Raw genomic sequence first — 15,413 nt, 5'->3', positions numbered from 1 at the left:
GGCCGCCATGACCGCCGGGGTGAGCTGGTTCGCCAGCGGCCAGGCCGTCGCGGCGGCGGGACCGTGCGCGGGTACGACGACCATCGCGGCCTGCGACGCCACGGGCGCGAACGGCCCGGTCAGGGCCGCTCGCGCCATCGCGATCGACCGGGTGGCCGACGCGGCGGGCCTGCCCGGTCTCTCCTCCGCGACCGGCGTGCTGAGCATCGCCGACGACGGGGGCGCGGCCGCGGGCCAGGGCTATTCCGGGCTACCAGGCACCCCGTCGCTGGCCGACGCTTCGTCTGGAGTGTCCGGTCTGTCGCGCACCCTCACCGTTCCTGTGCGGATTCCGGAGCTGCCGGACGTCCCGGCGCTGCCCGCCGTTCCGGCCCAGCCCGAGGCTCCCGCGCGACAGCCGGTCGCGCCACGGGTCCCGGACGCGCAGGCGGCACCGGCCAAGCAGGCGAAGGTGGAGCGCATCACACCTCGCAAGAAGGTACGGGTCGTGCCGAAGGCTCCGGAGACGCGCCGCGGCAAGAAGGCCGGGTCGGTGGCGGAGATCACCAGGAAGCTGATCGGCACCACGGTCCTGCCGTAGCGGGACCGTACGCGCCTGCCCCCGGGAGTTGACGAGGGCGGGGACGACGAAACGAGAAGGGGCCGCGGTCGCGGCCCCTTCGTCATGTCCGGGCCCGGCCCGCATGCCGGGGCGAAGACCGGCCGCCCGGTGGCAGGGGCGAAGACCGGCCGCCCGGGTCAGCGTGTGATGTCAAGCGAGGCGTCCAGATCGTCCTCCGGCAACCCGAGATCGACCCTGATCCGATATCGGGTGCGGAGCAGTGCCTCCCGCATCGTGGTGCCCTGCGCGCAGGCCGCCGCCCCTTCCGTGGCCCATTCGTGGGCGCCGTCCAGGTCCCCGTACGCGACGAGCGTCTCGGCGACGGTGAGCGCGGTGGCGGGGTTCCAGACGCCGCCCCGGATCGCCGCGATGACCTCTCTCGCCTCGTCGGGCCGGTCGAGCTCGAAGAGCGTGTCGGCGATACCCGAACGCGGATCGACGAGCACGTCGCCCCCGTCGCGCGCGGCCTCGTGGAAACGGTCCAGAGCGGCCGCGGGCTGGCCCGCCTGCCGCCACTCCTCGGCCGCCATGACGAGGATCGCCGCCCGCGAGACCTCTCCGGACTCGTAGAGCCGGGCCAGGGAATCGAGCTGGCGCGCCAGAGCACCGTGGTCATCGAGCAACAGTGCTTGTTCGAGCAGTCGATCCAGCTGCTCATGTGTCACATGTGCCACAGGTGGAGGCTATCGAGGCCGGCCGTGCTTTGCCCGGACAACTGACAGCATTCCCCATAACACGATTTGCGCGCGATCAACTACTAAGCGTGTTTCGAGGCGGATAACCGGGCATATTGCTCTCGCGCACAGAGATCAGAGGGCGGTGATGCGGGTGTTCAGGCAGGTGACCGTGACCCTCTCTTCGGTGATCGCGCTCTCCGCCGTGATTCCCGGACTCGCCGGCTTCGCCACCGCCAGATCCGAGGCCCTGGAGCGGGCCAACGCGGAGCTGACGCGGCTCCAGACGGAGGTGTACTCCGGCAGCGCCTCCATTCGGCCGGTCTCCGCGTCCTGCCTGATCGCCCGGCCGCTGAAGAAGCGCGCGACGTCCGTACAGGTGAAGTACCGCTTGATGCCGCTCTCGGACCAGGTGGCCGATGAGCGCGAGGAGCTCCGCCGGCACGAGGTCAACTAGGGCGCAGTTGCCGGGAGAGATATCCGCGGACGAGCTGCTTGGCCTCGGCCACGATGTCGGGAGCGCCGTGGGGGTCGTGCCGGAAGGCCAGCTTCAGCACCGCGTCGCCCGCCTCGACCGCGACCAGGACGATGCGGTCCAGCTCCTCGCTGTCGGCCAGGCCGAATTCCTGGAGCAGCAGCGCCCGGAGCCGCCCGGCGATCACGGTGTTGTTCTCGGACACCGAGTCGAGAAGGTTGAGGTCGACGATGTCGCCGAAGTGTAGCGATCGGAACCCTGGAACGGTCCGATGCATCTCGACGTACTCCTCGATGATGGCGTCGACGGCGTCCCACCAGCCGGCGTAGTCCTCGGTCATGAACCGGCGACCCACGCGGGTGACGAAGAGCTCGACGTGGCGCCGGGTCAGCGCCTGGCTGATGGCGCGCTTGTCCGGGAAGAACTGGTAGACGGAGCCGATCGCGACACCGGCGCGCTCGGCGATGCGGGTCGTGGTGAGCGCCTCGTAGCCGATCTCGTCCAGCAGCTCGGCGCACGCGTCGAGCATCCGTTCGACCCGGCGGGCGCTGCGGCGCTGGGTCGGCTGGCGGCGGAGCGGATCCGGCGAGGGCTCGTCGACGTCCTCATCAAGCTGGGTGGACATCCCTCCATATTGCCCGTTCGGCGCCCTCCGGTCAGTCCCTCCCGGGCAGTCCGCCGATTTGCCCGGGTCCCACCGGTCCCGGCTCGCCGGATGCGAACCCCCGTACGGGTCGCCGTACTGGTCACCGTACTGGTCGCCGTACGGGTCAACCGCACGGATCAGCGCTCCCCGCTCACGGCTCCCGGGATCACTGCGCGGCGGACGGCTTGGCGGACAGGCCGGTGCACTGGCGCAACGACGCGTACTCCGACAGGGCCTGCGTCCCGGCCGGCCCGGTCAGCGGAATGGGCACGCCGCCGTTGATGCGGGCGGGGGTCCATCGGTCCTTGAGCACCTTCCGGCCGTTGATCGTGAGCGTGAGCACGCCCGTCTTGCCGGTCTCCGGGCCCCAGTTGTAGAAGACGAAGTTGCCCAGGCCGTAGTGCACGTAGCTCCGGCCCGAGTAACCGCCGCCGAGCAGGATGTGCGCGTGGCTGCCCACGATCACGTCAGCCCCCGCCTGGGACAGCTTGGCGGCGAGGTCACGCTGGACGTCGGTGGGGCACTTGACCAGTTCGGCACCCCAGTGCAGGAACACGATCACCGTGTCGGAGTTCTTGCGCGCCTGCCGTACCGCCTGGAGGAGGCGCGGCTCGTTCTTGGCGGAGGCGAGGCCGGCCTTGTCGTCCGTGGCCGTCCAGGACTGGATGAACTCGGAGTCGAGCACCTGCGTCGCGCCGATGACCGCCACTCGGTTGCCCTTGACGGTGGTCCGGAACGGCCGGTACGCCTCGGCGGCGTTCTTCCCGACGCCGATGACGGGGAACTTGCTGCGCTTGATCGCGGCGAGCGAGTCCTGAAGGCCGCTCTCCATGTAGTCCATGCCGTGGTTGTTCGCCATGGTCACCGCGTCCACCCCGGCGGCCTTGAGCGCGGTGAAGGCGGTGGCGGGCGCGCGGAAGGTGAACTGCTTGCCCGGAGCCGGCGTACCACCGGTGGTGATCGCGGTCTCCAGGTTGAGAAGCGTGAGGTCGGACCGGCGCAGCACGTTCGCGATCGGGCCGAGTGCGGTGCGCGGGTTGTTGTTCAGCCGGGTCCGCAACACCCCCTCGAAGTGCACGTCACCGGCGAAGGAGATCGTGTACGGCTCCGGGCTCGGTTCCGGCTCGGCCGTCGCCGAAGGAACGGCCGCGGAGGCGGCTTTCCCCGAGCTTTCCGGGATCGGCTCACCTTCGGCGGCCGTGCAGGCGGCGGCGAGGAGGGCAAGAGTGACCAGAGCTGCGAAACGAGACTTCACGGCATCCGAGCATGCCATCTCTTTGCCGAATCCGGGGAACGCTCATCCGTCGCCCCACCAAACTGGCAATGCTCATTAAGTCGAACGGTTCAAGTTTTGTGGTGGGCGACGTCGTCGGCCACACCTCGGCCCCCGAGGTCACCTCCGACCCGAAGGAGCGGGTCGTGGACCACTGGACCGACATCGACAAGAACCTCTCCCAGGGCTTGCACATCGCCTGACCCGACACGCGTGCGGCCCCCGGCGTCCGACGCCGGGGGCCGCACGCGTGAGCTCAGAGGTCGAACTCACCGTCCTTGACGCCGCCGATGAAGGCGTCCCACTCGCCGGGCGTGAAGACGAGGACAGGACCATCCTGGTCCTTACTGTCACGGACCCCGACGTGCCCCTCGGGGAGCGTCGCCACTTCGACGCAGTTTCCGTTGCCGGCACTGCGGAGGCTCTTTCGCCATGCCGCACCGGAGAGATCGATCGAGTACATTTATGGTCTTTCTCCTCAGGAGACGTCCTGAGGCGATGTAGGGAAGCGCTTACTTCCAGCGTTCGATTGTTTTGCGGATCTGATCTCGACTGGCGTCGACATCGAGGGCCTCGGCCTGCAGGCGGTCGAAGGCGATCTCGTAGCCGTACACGGTCTCCTCCTCTTCCACGAAGCGTGCACCGAAAAGGGACTCCAGGTACACCACGTCGTGGAACTCGGGAAACTTCAGATGAAGAAAAGACCCGGTGTTGACCGGATGGTCGGCATCTAGCGGCAGCACTTGAATCCGGATGTTGGGCAACTCCGACAGGCTCAGCAGGCGATCCAGTTGCGCCCGCATGACCGTGGCGTCCCCGAAACCGCGCAGGAGCACGGACTCGTCCAGAACCACCATCAGGTTCAGTGGCTGGTCGTCCCGGAGGATGATCTGCTGCCGGGCCATCCTCGCCTCGAGCCGGCTGCGTACGCCCCCCTGGGCGAAACGCGTGATCGGTTGAGCCGCCTTGACGATCTCGAGAGCGTACTCCTCGGTCTGCAGGAGGCCGGGCACTACCTGGGGTTCCCAGTTGCGCGCGTAGGTGGCCTCCACCTCCAGTGCCAGGAGCGTGGTGTACTCGTGGGGCAGGGAGCTCTGGTAGTCCTCCCACCAGCCCTTTTTCGCGGCGTCCCGATGCAGGTCGAGCAGCTCTTGGCGCTGACCGGAATCAACCTCGTACGCCTCCAGGAGCGCCTCGACGTCCGCCTTCCGCGGCGAGGTCTTGGCGGTCTCGATGCGGCTCACCTTGGCCGCCGACCAGCCGAGCTGAGCGGCGACCTGATCTCCGGTGAGCGCGGCTCGCTCCCGGAGGCGGCGAAGCTCCTGTCCGAGCCTGCGCCGACGGACGGTAGGACTCCCGCGGTCAGACAACCCGGTCGACCTCCTCACGCGCGACGTGGAGGCATACGGGGCGGACGCCCCTGAAGGCATCGTAATGCAATTTGCACCGATACATGCGGCGCATACCCGGAAGATTGTTGCAACTTTCCTTACGTTGAGTATTGCAAGGAAATCGCTCCGGCGTCACGATCGAAACAACAGGGGTACTCAGGGGAGTGATCGAAACACAGAAGAGCCGGGCCGGAAGGCTGCCACCGCCCGACCCGGCGGACAAGCGAGAGCTCCTCATCGAAGCGGCGAAAGGGGAGTCTCCTATGCATTTCCACGGTACCAATCGGCTCTTACGAATCAAGGCCCAGCTCGGCGTACTCGCGGGCCAGGCCGACCGGGACCTATGCGTCGACCAGGATTGGTGGGCTCACCGGCTCGGCTGGACGGTCACCCGCACCGGGTTCGGCGCCCGCCACTACCGCGACCCCCGGTTCGACCTCGTACTCGAACTCGAGGCGGCGGGACCGCCGGTGAAGTGAACGCGCGATGAGCGCAGCCCCGAAGCCCGCGCTTCGGGGCTTTTCCCGTCTTCACGACATCCGGTACGGCGACGCCGCGACCACGCGCCATGAACAAGCGCTTGAGTACCGAGCATTCGTTGATCACGGAGATTAGGCTTGTCAGGGTGACCATCACAACCCAAGAGGATCGCCTGCACGCCCAGATCGGCTTCGCCATGGAGATCGACAAGCTGAAGCGCGTCATCCGCCGCAACACCCTGATCGACGGGTCGCGGCGGGAGAACGGCGCCGAGCACTCCTGGCACGCCGGCATGCTGGCGATGACCATGGGTGAGCACGCTCCTCCCGGGACCGACCTGGAGCGGGTGGTCGCCATGCTGCTCGTCCACGACATCGTGGAGATCGACACAGGAGACTGCTTCCGGCACGACGTCCCCCGCGACACACGGCCTGACTTCCAGCAGGGCACCCCCGGGCCGGACACGCTCGCCGCCGCCGCGCGGATCTTCGCTCTGCTCCCCCACGACCAGGGTGTACGGCTGCGCGCACTGTGGGACGAGTTCGAGGAGCGGCGCACACCGGAGGCGAGGTTCGCCAAGGCGCTCGACCGGCTGGCCCCCGTCCTGGCCAACCACAACAACGAGGGCGGGACCTGGGCCCTCTACAAGGTCACGGCCCGCCACCTGGCGGACAGCGTCCGGATCATCCGCGAGGGCTCCACCACGCTGGGCGCCTACGCCGCCGAGCTCGTCGAGTCCTCCGTCGCCCGAGGTCACCTGGCTCCGTGACGCCCACCGCGGTGTTCACCCGTCCAGGCCGGGGGTAAGTGCTGGATGTAGGGGGGCGAAATGGACAAGACGACCAGGTCGCGGCGTGCGATCCGGCTGACGCGCAAGGTCCCGTCGGGCAACCTTCTCGACGGACTCGAGCAGGTCACGACCTTCGACCGGCCGATCCGCAGCATCGCGAAAACCGTACGCCGCAAGATCGGGCCGGGGCCGGTGCGCGACACGCTGCACGGCGTCCCCATCGGGCATCCCCTTCACCCCTCGCTGGCGACGATCGGCATCGGCTGCTGGGTGGCGGCAGCCGTACTGGACTGGACCCGTGCGGACGGGCGGGCGGCCCGGGTGCTGCTGGCCACGGGAATCGGCACCGCCCTCCCGACGGCCGCCGCCGGGCTGACCGACTGGTCGACGCTCCATCGTGAGCAGCAGCGCGTCGGCTTCGTCCACGCGCTGACCAACGCGACCGCGACCGGCCTCTACACGGCGTCGCTGCTCCTGCGGATGGCCGGGAAGGAGCGGGCGGGCCGGTTCTTCTCCTTCGCCGGGCTCGGCGCGGTGCTCGGCGGCGCCTACCTTGGCGGCCACCTGGCCTACCGGCAGGCCGCCGGCGCCAATCACGCCGAGTCGCTCAGCCACCTGGTGCCGCTCGGCTGGCACGACCTGTGCGCGCTCAAGGACCTGCCCAACGGGCGGCCCGTCACCCGGCGGCTGGGGTACATCGACCTGTTCGTCCTCCGCCTGGGCGACGGCGTGACCGTGCTGGCCGACCGTTGCTCGCACCTGGCCGGGCCGCTGCACCAGGGCCGGCTCGTCATGGAGCACGGCGAACCGTGCGTCATCTGCCCCTGGCACGGCAGCGTCTTCCGCATCTCGGACGGCACGGTCGCGCATGGCCCGGCGACCTCGCGGCAGCCTGCCTTCCAGACCCGCCTCCGCCGGGACGGCACCGTGCAGGTCCGCCCGGCCCCGTGACCGTCCGCGGACTCGCGCCTGACGGCCGGTCAGTCGCCGGAGCGGCGGTCGTCGGCCGGATGCTCGACCAGCGCGAGGATCCGGCTGGACATGAATCGCGCGGTGCGGATCGGGGTGCCGGTCCGCGTCACCTCGCTGACCTCGACGATGCCACGGCCCGTGGTGATCTCGACCCGCCTGCCCGCCTTGGTCGCGACCACTTCGTATGTGCGGGGGGTGCCGCCCGCATCGATGACGATCTCCACCCGGTCGCCCTTCACAAAGGTGTACATACCCGGCGAACAGCCATCGATCACCTATGCGAGCGCCCCGACCGACCCGGACCGAACAGTTGACCGTCGACAGAGATTATTCTGGATGACAGGATGCTGTCTCGCAGAACGCAACGAACCGCGCACGACCGGGATGACTGACATGGGTGATGACGCCAGGCCCGTTCACGAGGACTCCTCCGACGGGAAGGTGGCTCCGGCCATCCAGACGGTGCAGCGTGCCGCGCTGATCCTCAGCGCCTTCACGGTCAGCCGTCCCCAGCTCAGCCTCAACGAGATCACCACGAGTCTGGGCACGAGCAAGGCGACCGCGCACCGGTACACGAAGGCGCTGCGCGAGAGCAACCTGCTGCGCTACGACGACCGCGAGGCGCTGTACTCCCTGGGCCCGCAGATCCTGACGTTGTCCGCCGCCGCGCGGGCCGGGATGCCGGTGATCGGCATCGCCGGGCCGTACATGCAGCGGCTGGTCCGCGAGATCGACGAGACCGTCGTGCTGAGCGTCTGGGACGGCGACACCGCCGTCGTCGTCCGGGTGGACGACAACACCGACCGCATCATCCGGGTCAGCGTACGGACCGGGTCCCGGCTGTCCCGCACCGAATCCGCCCAGGGCCGGGTCTTCTGCGCCTTCCTTCCGGAGGAGGAGGTTCCGGGGCTCGCGCAGGATGTGCAGGCGTCCGCCGAGCTGCGCCGGGAGCTGGAGAAGATCCGGCGGAACAACATCTCGGCCAACACCCCGTCCGTCAACGGTGTGCGCAGCATCGCGGCGCCGCTGTTCCGCGGCGACACGCTCGTCGCCGCGATGGCGATCGTGGGAACGACCGCCTCCGTGCCCGAGGGCACCCGCTCACCGCTCGCCGAGGCGCTCAAACGGGCCGCCGCCCAGGTCAGCACGGAGCTGGGCCGGGAAGCGCGCTAGGCATCGGGCTGGGACACGCTCCGGAACCGGAGCGGCGGCCGCGGTTCAGGCCAGCAGTTTGACGATCGCCACGATGCCGATGCAGACGATCACGCCGCGCAGCACCGGAGCCGGCAGCTTGCGGCCCACCCGGGCGCCGAGGAAACCACCGACAGCGGTGCCCAGCGCGACCAGCAGCGCGGCCGTCCAGTCCACATGCGCGACCAGCGTGAACAGGATCGCCGCGGTCAGGTTGACCAGCAGCGACAGCAGGTTCTTGGCGGCGTTGACGCGCTGCAGCTCCTCGTCGAGGAAGACGCCGAGCAGGCCGATCAGCACGACACCCTGAGCCGCGCCGAAGTAGCCGCCGTACATCCCCGCGCCCAGCACGCCCAGCCACAACCAGGGCCCTCCGTGCGGGTGCGTACGCCGCCCGGCCAGCCAGCCGTTGAGCTTCGGCTGCACGACGACGAGCACGCAGGCCGCCCCGATCAGGACGGGGACGATGATCTGGAAAGCCTTCTCCGGCAACTGGAGGAGCAGCACCCCGCCGATGAGCGAACCGATGACGGACGCGACACCGAGCCTCATCAGCCGAGCCCGCTGCCCCTTGAGCTCGGGCAGATAGCCGAGCACGCCGGTGACACCGCCGGGGACCAGCCCGACGTTGTTGGAGACGTTCGCCACGACGGGAGGGAGACCCACCGCGAGCAGCGTCGGGAACGTGATGAGCGACCCCGATCCGACGACCGCGTTGATGCCCCCGGCCCCGATACCGGCCGCGAACACCGCGGCCGCCTCCCACGGCGTCACGATCTCTGCTCCCTCGAACGACTATCGCCCGATGCTATGGGGGCGTCCGCCGGAGCCGCCCAGGCGGGGTACGGCAACGCGAACCGCGGCGGTGCCGTACGGGGAACCGCCCGTCAGGCGGGATCCTTGGTCGGGGCGAAGAGGCCGCCGAGGTTCTCCAGGGCCTTGCCCATCTCGGAGGGGACGATCCACACCTTGTTGGCGTCACCCTTGGCGATCTCGGGCAGGGTCTGGAGGTACTGGTAGGCCAGCAGCCGCTGGTCGGGATTTCCCTCGTGGATCGCCCGGAACACCATCGCGATGGCGTCGGCCTGGCCCTTGGCCCGCATCGCCTGCGCCTCCGCGTCGGCCTGGGCCCGGAGCACGACGGCCTCCGCCTCCCCCCTGGCCTTGAGCACGGCGGACTCCCGCTCACCCTGGGCGGTCAGGATGGCCGCCTGCTTCTGCCCCTCGGCGCTGAGGATGGCGGCCCGCTTGTCACGATCGGCCCGCATCTGCTTCTCCATCGAGTCCTGGATGGAGGGGGGCGGGTCGATCGCCTTGAGCTCGACCCGGTTCACCCGGATGCCCCATTTTCCGGTCGCGTCGTCGAGCACCCCGCGCAGCTCCGTGTTGATCTCCTCGCGGGAGGTCAGCGTGCGCTCCAGGTCCATGCCGCCGACCACGTTGCGCAGCGTCGTCACGGTGAGCTGCTCCACCGCGATGATGAAGCTCGCGATCTCGTAGGTGGCGGCCTTGGGGTCGGTCACCTGGAAGTAGATGACGGTGTCGATCGACACGACGAGGTTGTCGGAGGTGATCACCGGCTGTGGAGGGAAGGTGACGACCTGCTCGCGCAAATCCACCTCGACCTTGATCCGGTCGATGAACGGGACGACGATGTTCAGCCCGGCGTTCAGCGTGCGGTGGTAGCGGCCGAACCGCTCGACGATGCTCGCCGTGGCCTGGGGGATGATCCGGATCGTCCGGGTCAGCGCGAAGCCCGCGAGCGCGACCACGACCACGGCGGCGATGAACTGAGCCATCCGTCAACTCCAGTCCTTGGGTCTCGACTGGATGCTATGTGGTTTTGCCTTTACGCGCGGTCAGAACGGCCGGGCGTACCAGCGGTCGCCGGAACCCCGGTCGAGCCGCAGCGGCACGCCGAAGGTGCGGGACAGGTTGTCTCCGGTCATCACCGACTCCACCGGGCCCTGGGCGACCACGGAACCGTGGCGCAACAGCATCACGTGGGTGAACCCGCTCGGGATCTCCTCGACGTGGTGGGTGACCAGGACCATCGTCGGCGCCTTCGGGTCGCGCGCGAGCGCCCCGAGGCGGCGGACCAGGTCCTCACGCCCGGCCACGTCGAGCCCGGCGGCGGGCTCGTCGAGCAGCAGGAGCTCGGGGTCCGGCATCAGGGCCCGGGCGATCTGCACCCGCTTGCGCTCTCCCTCGGACAGCGTGCCGAAGCGCCGCCTGATCAGATGGGCGCAGCCGAGCTGGTCGATGAGCTCGACCGCGCGGGTGACGTCGTGGGAGTCGTACTCCTCGTTCCACCTGCCGAGGATGGCGTAGGACGCGGTCAGCACCAGGTCGATGACCTTCTCGTCCGGCGGCACCCGCTCGGCCAGCGCGGCGCTGGCGAGGCCGATCCTCGGGCGCAGGTCGAAGACGTCCGCCTGGCCGAGCCGCTCGCCGAGGATCTCGACCGATCCCTCCGAGGGGAAGAGCAGCGCCCCTGCCACCTGAAGCAACGTGGTCTTGCCCGCGCCGTTGGGACCGATGACGACCCAGCGCTCGTCCTCGCGGACGGACCAGTCGACGGCACGCAACAGCGCCGCGCCGTCCCTGCGAACCGTGACGTCCCGAAGCCGCAGCACCTGACCGCCCATGAGGCCCCCTCCTGTGGTTACTCCAGATAAAACTATTGCAGCCGGTCGGCATATCGTGGATCGGGTGCGTATGGATTCACCGATCTCAGCCGTCCTCGTCTCGTGGGGAAACGCCTGGCTCGGCGGCCACGTCGGACTCGACGAGGCCGTGGACCGCGTCGAGCGCGCAGGTGGTCCCCAGGTCGTGGCCGACGGCCCCATGGAATCGACGCTCCGCGCGTTCCTCGCCGGGCTCCGGTCGGAGGGCCTCGACTCGTTCCGGCTGGCCCTGCCGGTCCCCGGCGACCCGCTCGGGCTGGCCGGCCCGCCCGCCTTCAACATCAGCGCCATCGACGCCGGTCAGGCCGTGATAGCCGTACTGCGCGGCCGGCGCCTCGGCCTGGTGCCCGAGTCCGACCGACGGGGCTCGTCGTACTCGGGGGTGCGCTGGACGGTCGTCGAGTCGGCGGACAGCGAGCCCTACGTGCCGTCGCTGGCCGAGGCCGAGCATGCCCTGACCAGCGCCATGCGGACCGCGACGGACGTTCTGCACGGCGTGGCGGGTCCCGGCGCCGGGACTCCCACCCTGGAGGACGTCGGCGAGGATCTCGCCCCCGGCTATCCCGGACGCGCCCACAGGGTCGGCGCCCTCGCGGCGCGGCTGGCCATGGCGCTCCGCCTCGCCGGGGAGCGCGGCCTGACCTCCGGGCAACTCGCCGTGCGGAGCGAGGCCCTGCGCGAGCTGGACCGGGCCGTACGGCGAGCACGGGTGGCCGCCCACCACGCCATCGTGGAGGGGCAGCGGCAGGGCTGAGCCCTCAGGCGAGGCCATGCCGTACCGCGAAGAGGGCGGCCTGAGTCCGGTCCTGGACGCCGAGCTTCATCAGAACGTTGGAGACATGGGTCTTCACGGTCTTCTCCGCGACGAGCAACTCCCGGGCGATCTCCCGGTTGGACCGACCCCCGGCGATCAGCCGCAGGACCTCGCGCTCCCTGTCCGTGAGTCCCGCGCCCGGCTCCGCCGGGCGGCGGTCCTCACTGGAGATCATGGCCTCGGCGGCTTCGGGGGCGAGCAGCACCTGGCCGCCGTGGACCGCCCGGATGGCCTGGACCAGGGCGGTGGGATCGACGTCCTTGTAGAGGAACCCGGCCGCTCCGGCCCGCATGGCGGGCGCGACGTCGCCCCGATCGCTGACCGAGGTCAGCACGATCACGCGCGTGCCGTGCTCACCGGCCGCGCCGAGCCGGGTCAGCGCGCCCAGGCCGTCGAGCACGGGCATCTTCAGGTCGAGGAGCAGGATGTCCGGCCGGAGCGACTCGGCCAGCTCGACCGCCTCCGCGCCGTCGGCCGCCTCGCCCACGACGGCCAGGTCTTCCTGGATCTCCAGGAATGTGCGCAGGCCCTGCCGGACGATCGGGTGGTCGTCGGCGATCAGGACACGGATCATGCGGGCACCACCAGACGGACCGTCGTACCCGCTCCGGGGGCGGCGACCACCTCGAGCGACCCCCGGGCGTTCTCCGCGCGGTCGCGCATCGAGGCCAGGCCGAGCCCTCGGGCGGCGTCGGCCGCGAGGTCGAACCCCTTCCCGTCGTCGCCGACCTCCAGGACCAGCGTGGTGTCGAGGCGCGAGAGCCGTACGTCGATGTGGGCGGCCTCGGCGTGCCGCAGCGCGTTGTGCAGCGCCTCCTGCGCCACCCGCAGCACGGTGACCTCGGCGGTGACGTCGGCCCGCGGCGCTCCGGCGGGATCACCGTCGAAGGTGAAACGCGCCGACACCGGATGCAGCCGGTCGAGCAGGTGGACGTGCTTGCGCAGGGTCTCGACCAGGCCGTGCCGGTCGAGCTCGGCCGGACGCAGCTCGACGATCACCGCGCGCAACTCGGCCAGCGCCTCACCCGCCAGGCGCCGCACCTGGTCGATCTCCCTCGCCGCCCGCGCGGGATCGGTCTCCAGCAGCGACGCGGCGGCCTGCGCGGTCAGCCGCAGCGAGAACAGCTTCTGCGTGACGGCGTCGTGGAGTTCGTGCGCCATGCGCGTGCGCTCCTCGATCACGGTCAGCTCGCGTCCGCGCTCGTAGAGCCTGGCGTTGGTGAGCGCGATGGCGGCGTGCGCCGCGAACATCGTGAGCAGTTCCTCGTCGGCGGCGGTGAACCCGCCGGGCGTGCGCTTGTTGGAGAGGAAGATGATGCCGAGGACCTGGTCCCCGTCGCGGATCGGCACGCCGAGGAAGTCCTTGAGCACGGGATGCGCCCTCGGCCACCACTCGAACCGCGGATCCTTGCGGATGTCGGGCAACCGGACCGGATCGCCCTCGCGGAGCATCGCGCCGAGCATGCCGTGTTGCCGCGGGGTCGGGCCGATGGCCTCCCACTGCTCCTCGGACATGCCCTCGGCGACGAACTCGGCGAACGCGCCCTGATCGTCGGGGACGCCGAGCGCGGCGTAGCGCGCGTCGAGCAGCTGGCCCGCCGAACGCACGATGACCTGCAGCACCTCGCGCACCGAGAGGTGCCGGGTGACGGCGAGCACGGCCGAGCTGACGGCGTGCAGGACGGCGTCACGACCGGAAGTGTCCGGGGGTCGGTCATGTGTTCGCTCGGCCACGCCCCCACCATATGGTGGGCCGCCGACATATCCGCGCCGGCCCCGCGCCTCCGGGGCCGGTCCCGCTGCTCCTGCCGGTCGTCGGGCCGGTCCGCCGGTCGTCGGGATGGTCCCGCTGGTCCTAGGGCCGGTCCTAGGGCGAACGCCCGGGCCGGGCACGGCCTCGCGCCCGATGTACGGCGAGCGCCGGGTTCCTAGCGTGAGCGCCATGAAGCACGCACTCATCACCGGCGCATCCCGAGGACTCGGGCTGGCGCTCGCCAGGTCTCTCGCGGCGGACGGGTGGGCGCTCACGCTCACCGCCCGGGGCGAGGAGGATCTCCACTGCGCCGCATTCGATCTCGACACCTCCGCCGGCGTGACCGCCATCGCGGGGGACGTGGCAGATCCCGCCCATCGCGCCCGGCTGGCGGAGGCCGTGCCGCGTCTGGATCTGCTGGTGAACAACGCCAGCAGGCTGGGGGCGGTGCCGCTTCCCCCGCTCGCCGGATATCCGCTCGACGACCTGCGCGACCTGTTCGAGACCAACGTGATCGCGCCGCTCGCGCTGATCCAGGCCACGCTGCCCGCTCTTCGCGCGCGTGGCGGAGCGGTGCTGAACATCTCGTCCGACGCGGCGGTCGAGCCGTACGAGGGCTGGGGTGGCTACGGGGCGACCAAGGCCGCGCTGGACCAGATCTCCAACGTGCTGGCCGTCGAGGAGCCCGGCATCACGGTCTGGTGGGTGGACCCCGGAGAGATGCGTACGCGGATGCTCGCCGACGCCGTGGGCGCGGAGGAGGCGGCCGCCGCTCCCGAGCCGGAGACCGTGGCCTCCGCGTTGCTGCGCCTCATCGCCGCCCGACCGGCCGGCGGCAGGTTCACGCGGGACACACTCGAATGAGCCCGGCCATCGACTTCACGCTGCCCGCCGTACGGGAGGCGCACGAGCCCCCGGAGGCGCGCGGGCTCGGGCGGGACGGGGTGCGGCTGCTCGTCTCGCGCAAGGGCACCGGGGAGATCGGACATCGGGCGTTCCGGGACCTGCCCGCGATCCTCGCGCCCGGCGACCTGCTCGTGGTGAACAACTCCGCGACCATGGCCGCCGCCGTACGGCTCGATCGCCTGGCCGTGCACTTCTCCGGCGAACTGCCCACGGGAGAGTGGCTGATCGAGCTCAGGCGGCGTACGGGCGGGGCCACCGAGCCCTACATGGGAGGGGCGCCGGGAGAGTGGTTGCCCCTGCCGGGACAGGCCACACTGCGGCTCGTGTCCCGGGAGACCCCACGGTTGTGGCGTGCCGTCCTGAACCGTGACGTGCCGTCCTATCTGGAGAGGTACGGCGTGCCGATCCGCTACTCGTACGTGGAGCGGGACTGGCCGCTGGACCACTACCAGACCGTGTTCGGGATCAAGCCGGGCAGCGCGGAGATGCCGAGCGCGGGGCGCCCGTTCACGGCGGCCCTGGTCACCGCGCTGGTCTCGCGGGGCGTCACAGTCGCGCCGATCACGCTGCACACCGGGGTCGCGTCGCCGGAGAAGGACGAACCGCCTTATCCCGAGCGGTTCTCCGTGCCCGCGTCCACGGCCCGGCTGGTGAACCTCACGCGCGAGAACGGCGGGCGGGTCATCGCGGTCGGCACGACGGTGATGGCCGCGCCGAGGCCCATCTTCGGTGGGTTGCTGAACGCCTCGGCGTAGCTCCA

Annotated in this window: 21 protein-coding genes; 10 read left to right on the top strand and 11 right to left on the bottom strand. The window is 70.3% G+C overall.

Features of this window, described 5'->3' with window-relative positions; translation table 11 throughout:
• The first annotated feature begins 7 nt into the window (after positions 1–7).
• Complete coding sequence (locus IMZ11_RS13445) at positions 8–580, top strand: hypothetical protein (protein ID WP_228641273.1); 573 nt, start codon at positions 8–10, stop codon at positions 578–580.
• 158 nt (positions 581–738) lie between these two features.
• Here IMZ11_RS13445 and IMZ11_RS13440 read toward each other — a convergent pair whose 3' ends face one another.
• Positions 739–1,275: a hypothetical protein gene (locus IMZ11_RS13440; RefSeq protein ID WP_228641271.1), complete on the bottom strand. Its 537-nt coding sequence runs from the start codon at positions 1,273–1,275 to the stop codon at positions 739–741.
• 172 nt (positions 1,276–1,447) lie between these two features.
• On the opposite strand from IMZ11_RS13440, the gene IMZ11_RS13435 reads away from it, so the two are divergent.
• On the top strand, positions 1,448–1,732 hold the full coding sequence (locus IMZ11_RS13435) for a hypothetical protein (protein ID WP_228641269.1): 285 nt from the start codon (positions 1,448–1,450) through the stop codon (positions 1,730–1,732).
• Here IMZ11_RS13435 and IMZ11_RS13430 read toward each other — a convergent pair.
• Together IMZ11_RS13430 and IMZ11_RS13425 are read right to left on the bottom strand one after the other, a co-directional pair.
• Positions 1,725–2,375, bottom strand: a complete 651-nt coding sequence (locus IMZ11_RS13430; RefSeq protein ID WP_228641267.1) for a TetR family transcriptional regulator — start codon at positions 2,373–2,375, stop codon at positions 1,725–1,727. The genes IMZ11_RS13435 and IMZ11_RS13430 overlap by 8 nt on opposite strands.
• Before the next feature lie 187 nt (positions 2,376–2,562).
• Positions 2,563–3,669, bottom strand: a complete 1,107-nt coding sequence (locus IMZ11_RS13425; protein WP_374462266.1) for a CapA family protein — start codon at positions 3,667–3,669, stop codon at positions 2,563–2,565.
• A 50-nt stretch (positions 3,670–3,719) separates the two neighbouring features.
• On the opposite strand from IMZ11_RS13425, the gene IMZ11_RS13420 reads away from it, so the two are divergent.
• Positions 3,720–3,872 carry a hypothetical protein gene (locus IMZ11_RS13420; RefSeq protein ID WP_228641263.1) on the top strand — a complete coding sequence of 51 codons (153 nt, stop codon included), beginning with the start codon at positions 3,720–3,722 and terminating at the stop codon, positions 3,870–3,872.
• Between the two features lie 53 nt (positions 3,873–3,925).
• On the opposite strand, the gene IMZ11_RS13415 is transcribed toward IMZ11_RS13420, so the two are convergent.
• Together IMZ11_RS13415 and IMZ11_RS13410 are read right to left on the bottom strand one after the other, a co-directional pair.
• Positions 3,926–4,132 carry a DUF397 domain-containing protein gene (locus IMZ11_RS13415; RefSeq protein ID WP_061253892.1) on the bottom strand — a complete coding sequence of 69 codons (207 nt, stop codon included), beginning with the start codon at positions 4,130–4,132 and terminating at the stop codon, positions 3,926–3,928.
• Positions 4,133–4,181: 49 nt separating this feature from the next.
• Complete coding sequence (locus IMZ11_RS13410) at positions 4,182–5,099, bottom strand: helix-turn-helix transcriptional regulator (RefSeq protein WP_228641261.1); 918 nt, start codon at positions 5,097–5,099, stop codon at positions 4,182–4,184.
• Positions 5,100–5,323: 224 nt separating this feature from the next.
• Between IMZ11_RS13410 and IMZ11_RS13405 the strand changes: the two genes are divergently transcribed.
• The 3 genes from IMZ11_RS13405 (at position 5,324) to IMZ11_RS13395 (ending at position 7,281) form a co-directional block, all read left to right on the top strand.
• Complete coding sequence (locus IMZ11_RS13405) at positions 5,324–5,539, top strand: hypothetical protein (RefSeq protein WP_061253894.1); 216 nt, start codon at positions 5,324–5,326, stop codon at positions 5,537–5,539.
• Between the two features lie 197 nt (positions 5,540–5,736).
• Entirely contained in the window at positions 5,737–6,309 is a 573-nt protein-coding gene (locus IMZ11_RS13400; RefSeq protein WP_228641454.1) for an HD family hydrolase, read from the top strand.
• A gap of 60 nt (positions 6,310–6,369) precedes the next feature.
• Positions 6,370–7,281, top strand: coding sequence for a Rieske 2Fe-2S domain-containing protein (locus tag IMZ11_RS13395; RefSeq protein ID WP_228641259.1), 912 nt, complete (start codon positions 6,370–6,372; stop codon positions 7,279–7,281).
• A gap of 29 nt (positions 7,282–7,310) precedes the next feature.
• On the opposite strand, the gene IMZ11_RS13390 is transcribed toward IMZ11_RS13395, so the two are convergent.
• A complete protein-coding gene (locus tag IMZ11_RS13390) occupies positions 7,311–7,553 on the bottom strand; it encodes a hypothetical protein (RefSeq protein ID WP_228641257.1) in 243 nt (80 codons plus the stop codon).
• Positions 7,554–7,695: 142 nt separating this feature from the next.
• Here IMZ11_RS13390 and IMZ11_RS13385 point away from each other — a divergent pair, with 142 nt between their 5' ends.
• Complete coding sequence (locus tag IMZ11_RS13385) at positions 7,696–8,475, top strand: IclR family transcriptional regulator (protein ID WP_228641255.1); 780 nt, start codon at positions 7,696–7,698, stop codon at positions 8,473–8,475.
• Between the two features lie 45 nt (positions 8,476–8,520).
• Here IMZ11_RS13385 and IMZ11_RS13380 read toward each other — a convergent pair whose 3' ends face one another.
• From IMZ11_RS13380 to IMZ11_RS13370, 3 genes are all read right to left on the bottom strand, one after another.
• Positions 8,521–9,267, bottom strand: a complete 747-nt coding sequence (locus IMZ11_RS13380) for a sulfite exporter TauE/SafE family protein (RefSeq protein WP_228641253.1) — start codon at positions 9,265–9,267, stop codon at positions 8,521–8,523.
• Between the two features lie 113 nt (positions 9,268–9,380).
• Positions 9,381–10,292, bottom strand: coding sequence for an SPFH domain-containing protein (locus IMZ11_RS13375; protein ID WP_228641251.1), 912 nt, complete (start codon positions 10,290–10,292; stop codon positions 9,381–9,383).
• A 60-nt stretch (positions 10,293–10,352) separates the two neighbouring features.
• Entirely contained in the window at positions 10,353–11,141 is a 789-nt protein-coding gene (locus IMZ11_RS13370) for an ABC transporter ATP-binding protein (RefSeq protein WP_228641249.1), read from the bottom strand.
• Positions 11,142–11,211: 70 nt separating this feature from the next.
• Between IMZ11_RS13370 and IMZ11_RS13365 the strand changes: the two genes are divergently transcribed.
• Complete coding sequence (locus IMZ11_RS13365; RefSeq protein WP_228641452.1) at positions 11,212–11,934, top strand: hypothetical protein; 723 nt, start codon at positions 11,212–11,214, stop codon at positions 11,932–11,934.
• 4 nt (positions 11,935–11,938) lie between these two features.
• On the opposite strand, the gene IMZ11_RS13360 is transcribed toward IMZ11_RS13365, so the two are convergent.
• Together IMZ11_RS13360 and IMZ11_RS13355 are read right to left on the bottom strand one after the other, a co-directional pair.
• Positions 11,939–12,568 carry a response regulator transcription factor gene (locus IMZ11_RS13360; protein WP_255706398.1) on the bottom strand — a complete coding sequence of 210 codons (630 nt, stop codon included), beginning with the start codon at positions 12,566–12,568 and terminating at the stop codon, positions 11,939–11,941.
• Entirely contained in the window at positions 12,565–13,728 is a 1,164-nt protein-coding gene (locus IMZ11_RS13355; protein ID WP_228641246.1) for a GAF domain-containing sensor histidine kinase, read from the bottom strand. Before IMZ11_RS13355 ends, IMZ11_RS13360 begins: the two co-directional genes overlap by 4 nt.
• 208 nt (positions 13,729–13,936) lie before the next feature.
• Here IMZ11_RS13355 and IMZ11_RS13350 point away from each other — a divergent pair, with 208 nt between their 5' ends.
• Positions 13,937–14,611 carry an SDR family oxidoreductase gene (locus tag IMZ11_RS13350; protein WP_228641244.1) on the top strand — a complete coding sequence of 225 codons (675 nt, stop codon included), beginning with the start codon at positions 13,937–13,939 and terminating at the stop codon, positions 14,609–14,611.
• Entirely contained in the window at positions 14,608–15,408 is an 801-nt protein-coding gene (locus IMZ11_RS13345; protein WP_228641242.1) for an S-adenosylmethionine:tRNA ribosyltransferase-isomerase, read from the top strand. The genes IMZ11_RS13350 and IMZ11_RS13345 overlap by 4 nt, the downstream gene beginning before the upstream one ends.
• Positions 15,409–15,413: the final 5 nt, after the last annotated feature.

Origin of the sequence: Microtetraspora sp. AC03309 (assembly GCF_020826795.1) — a bacterium.
Classification (GTDB): Bacteria; Actinomycetota; Actinomycetes; order Streptosporangiales; family Streptosporangiaceae; genus Microtetraspora; species Microtetraspora glauca.
This window is presented reverse-complemented; position numbering and strand designations above follow the sequence as displayed.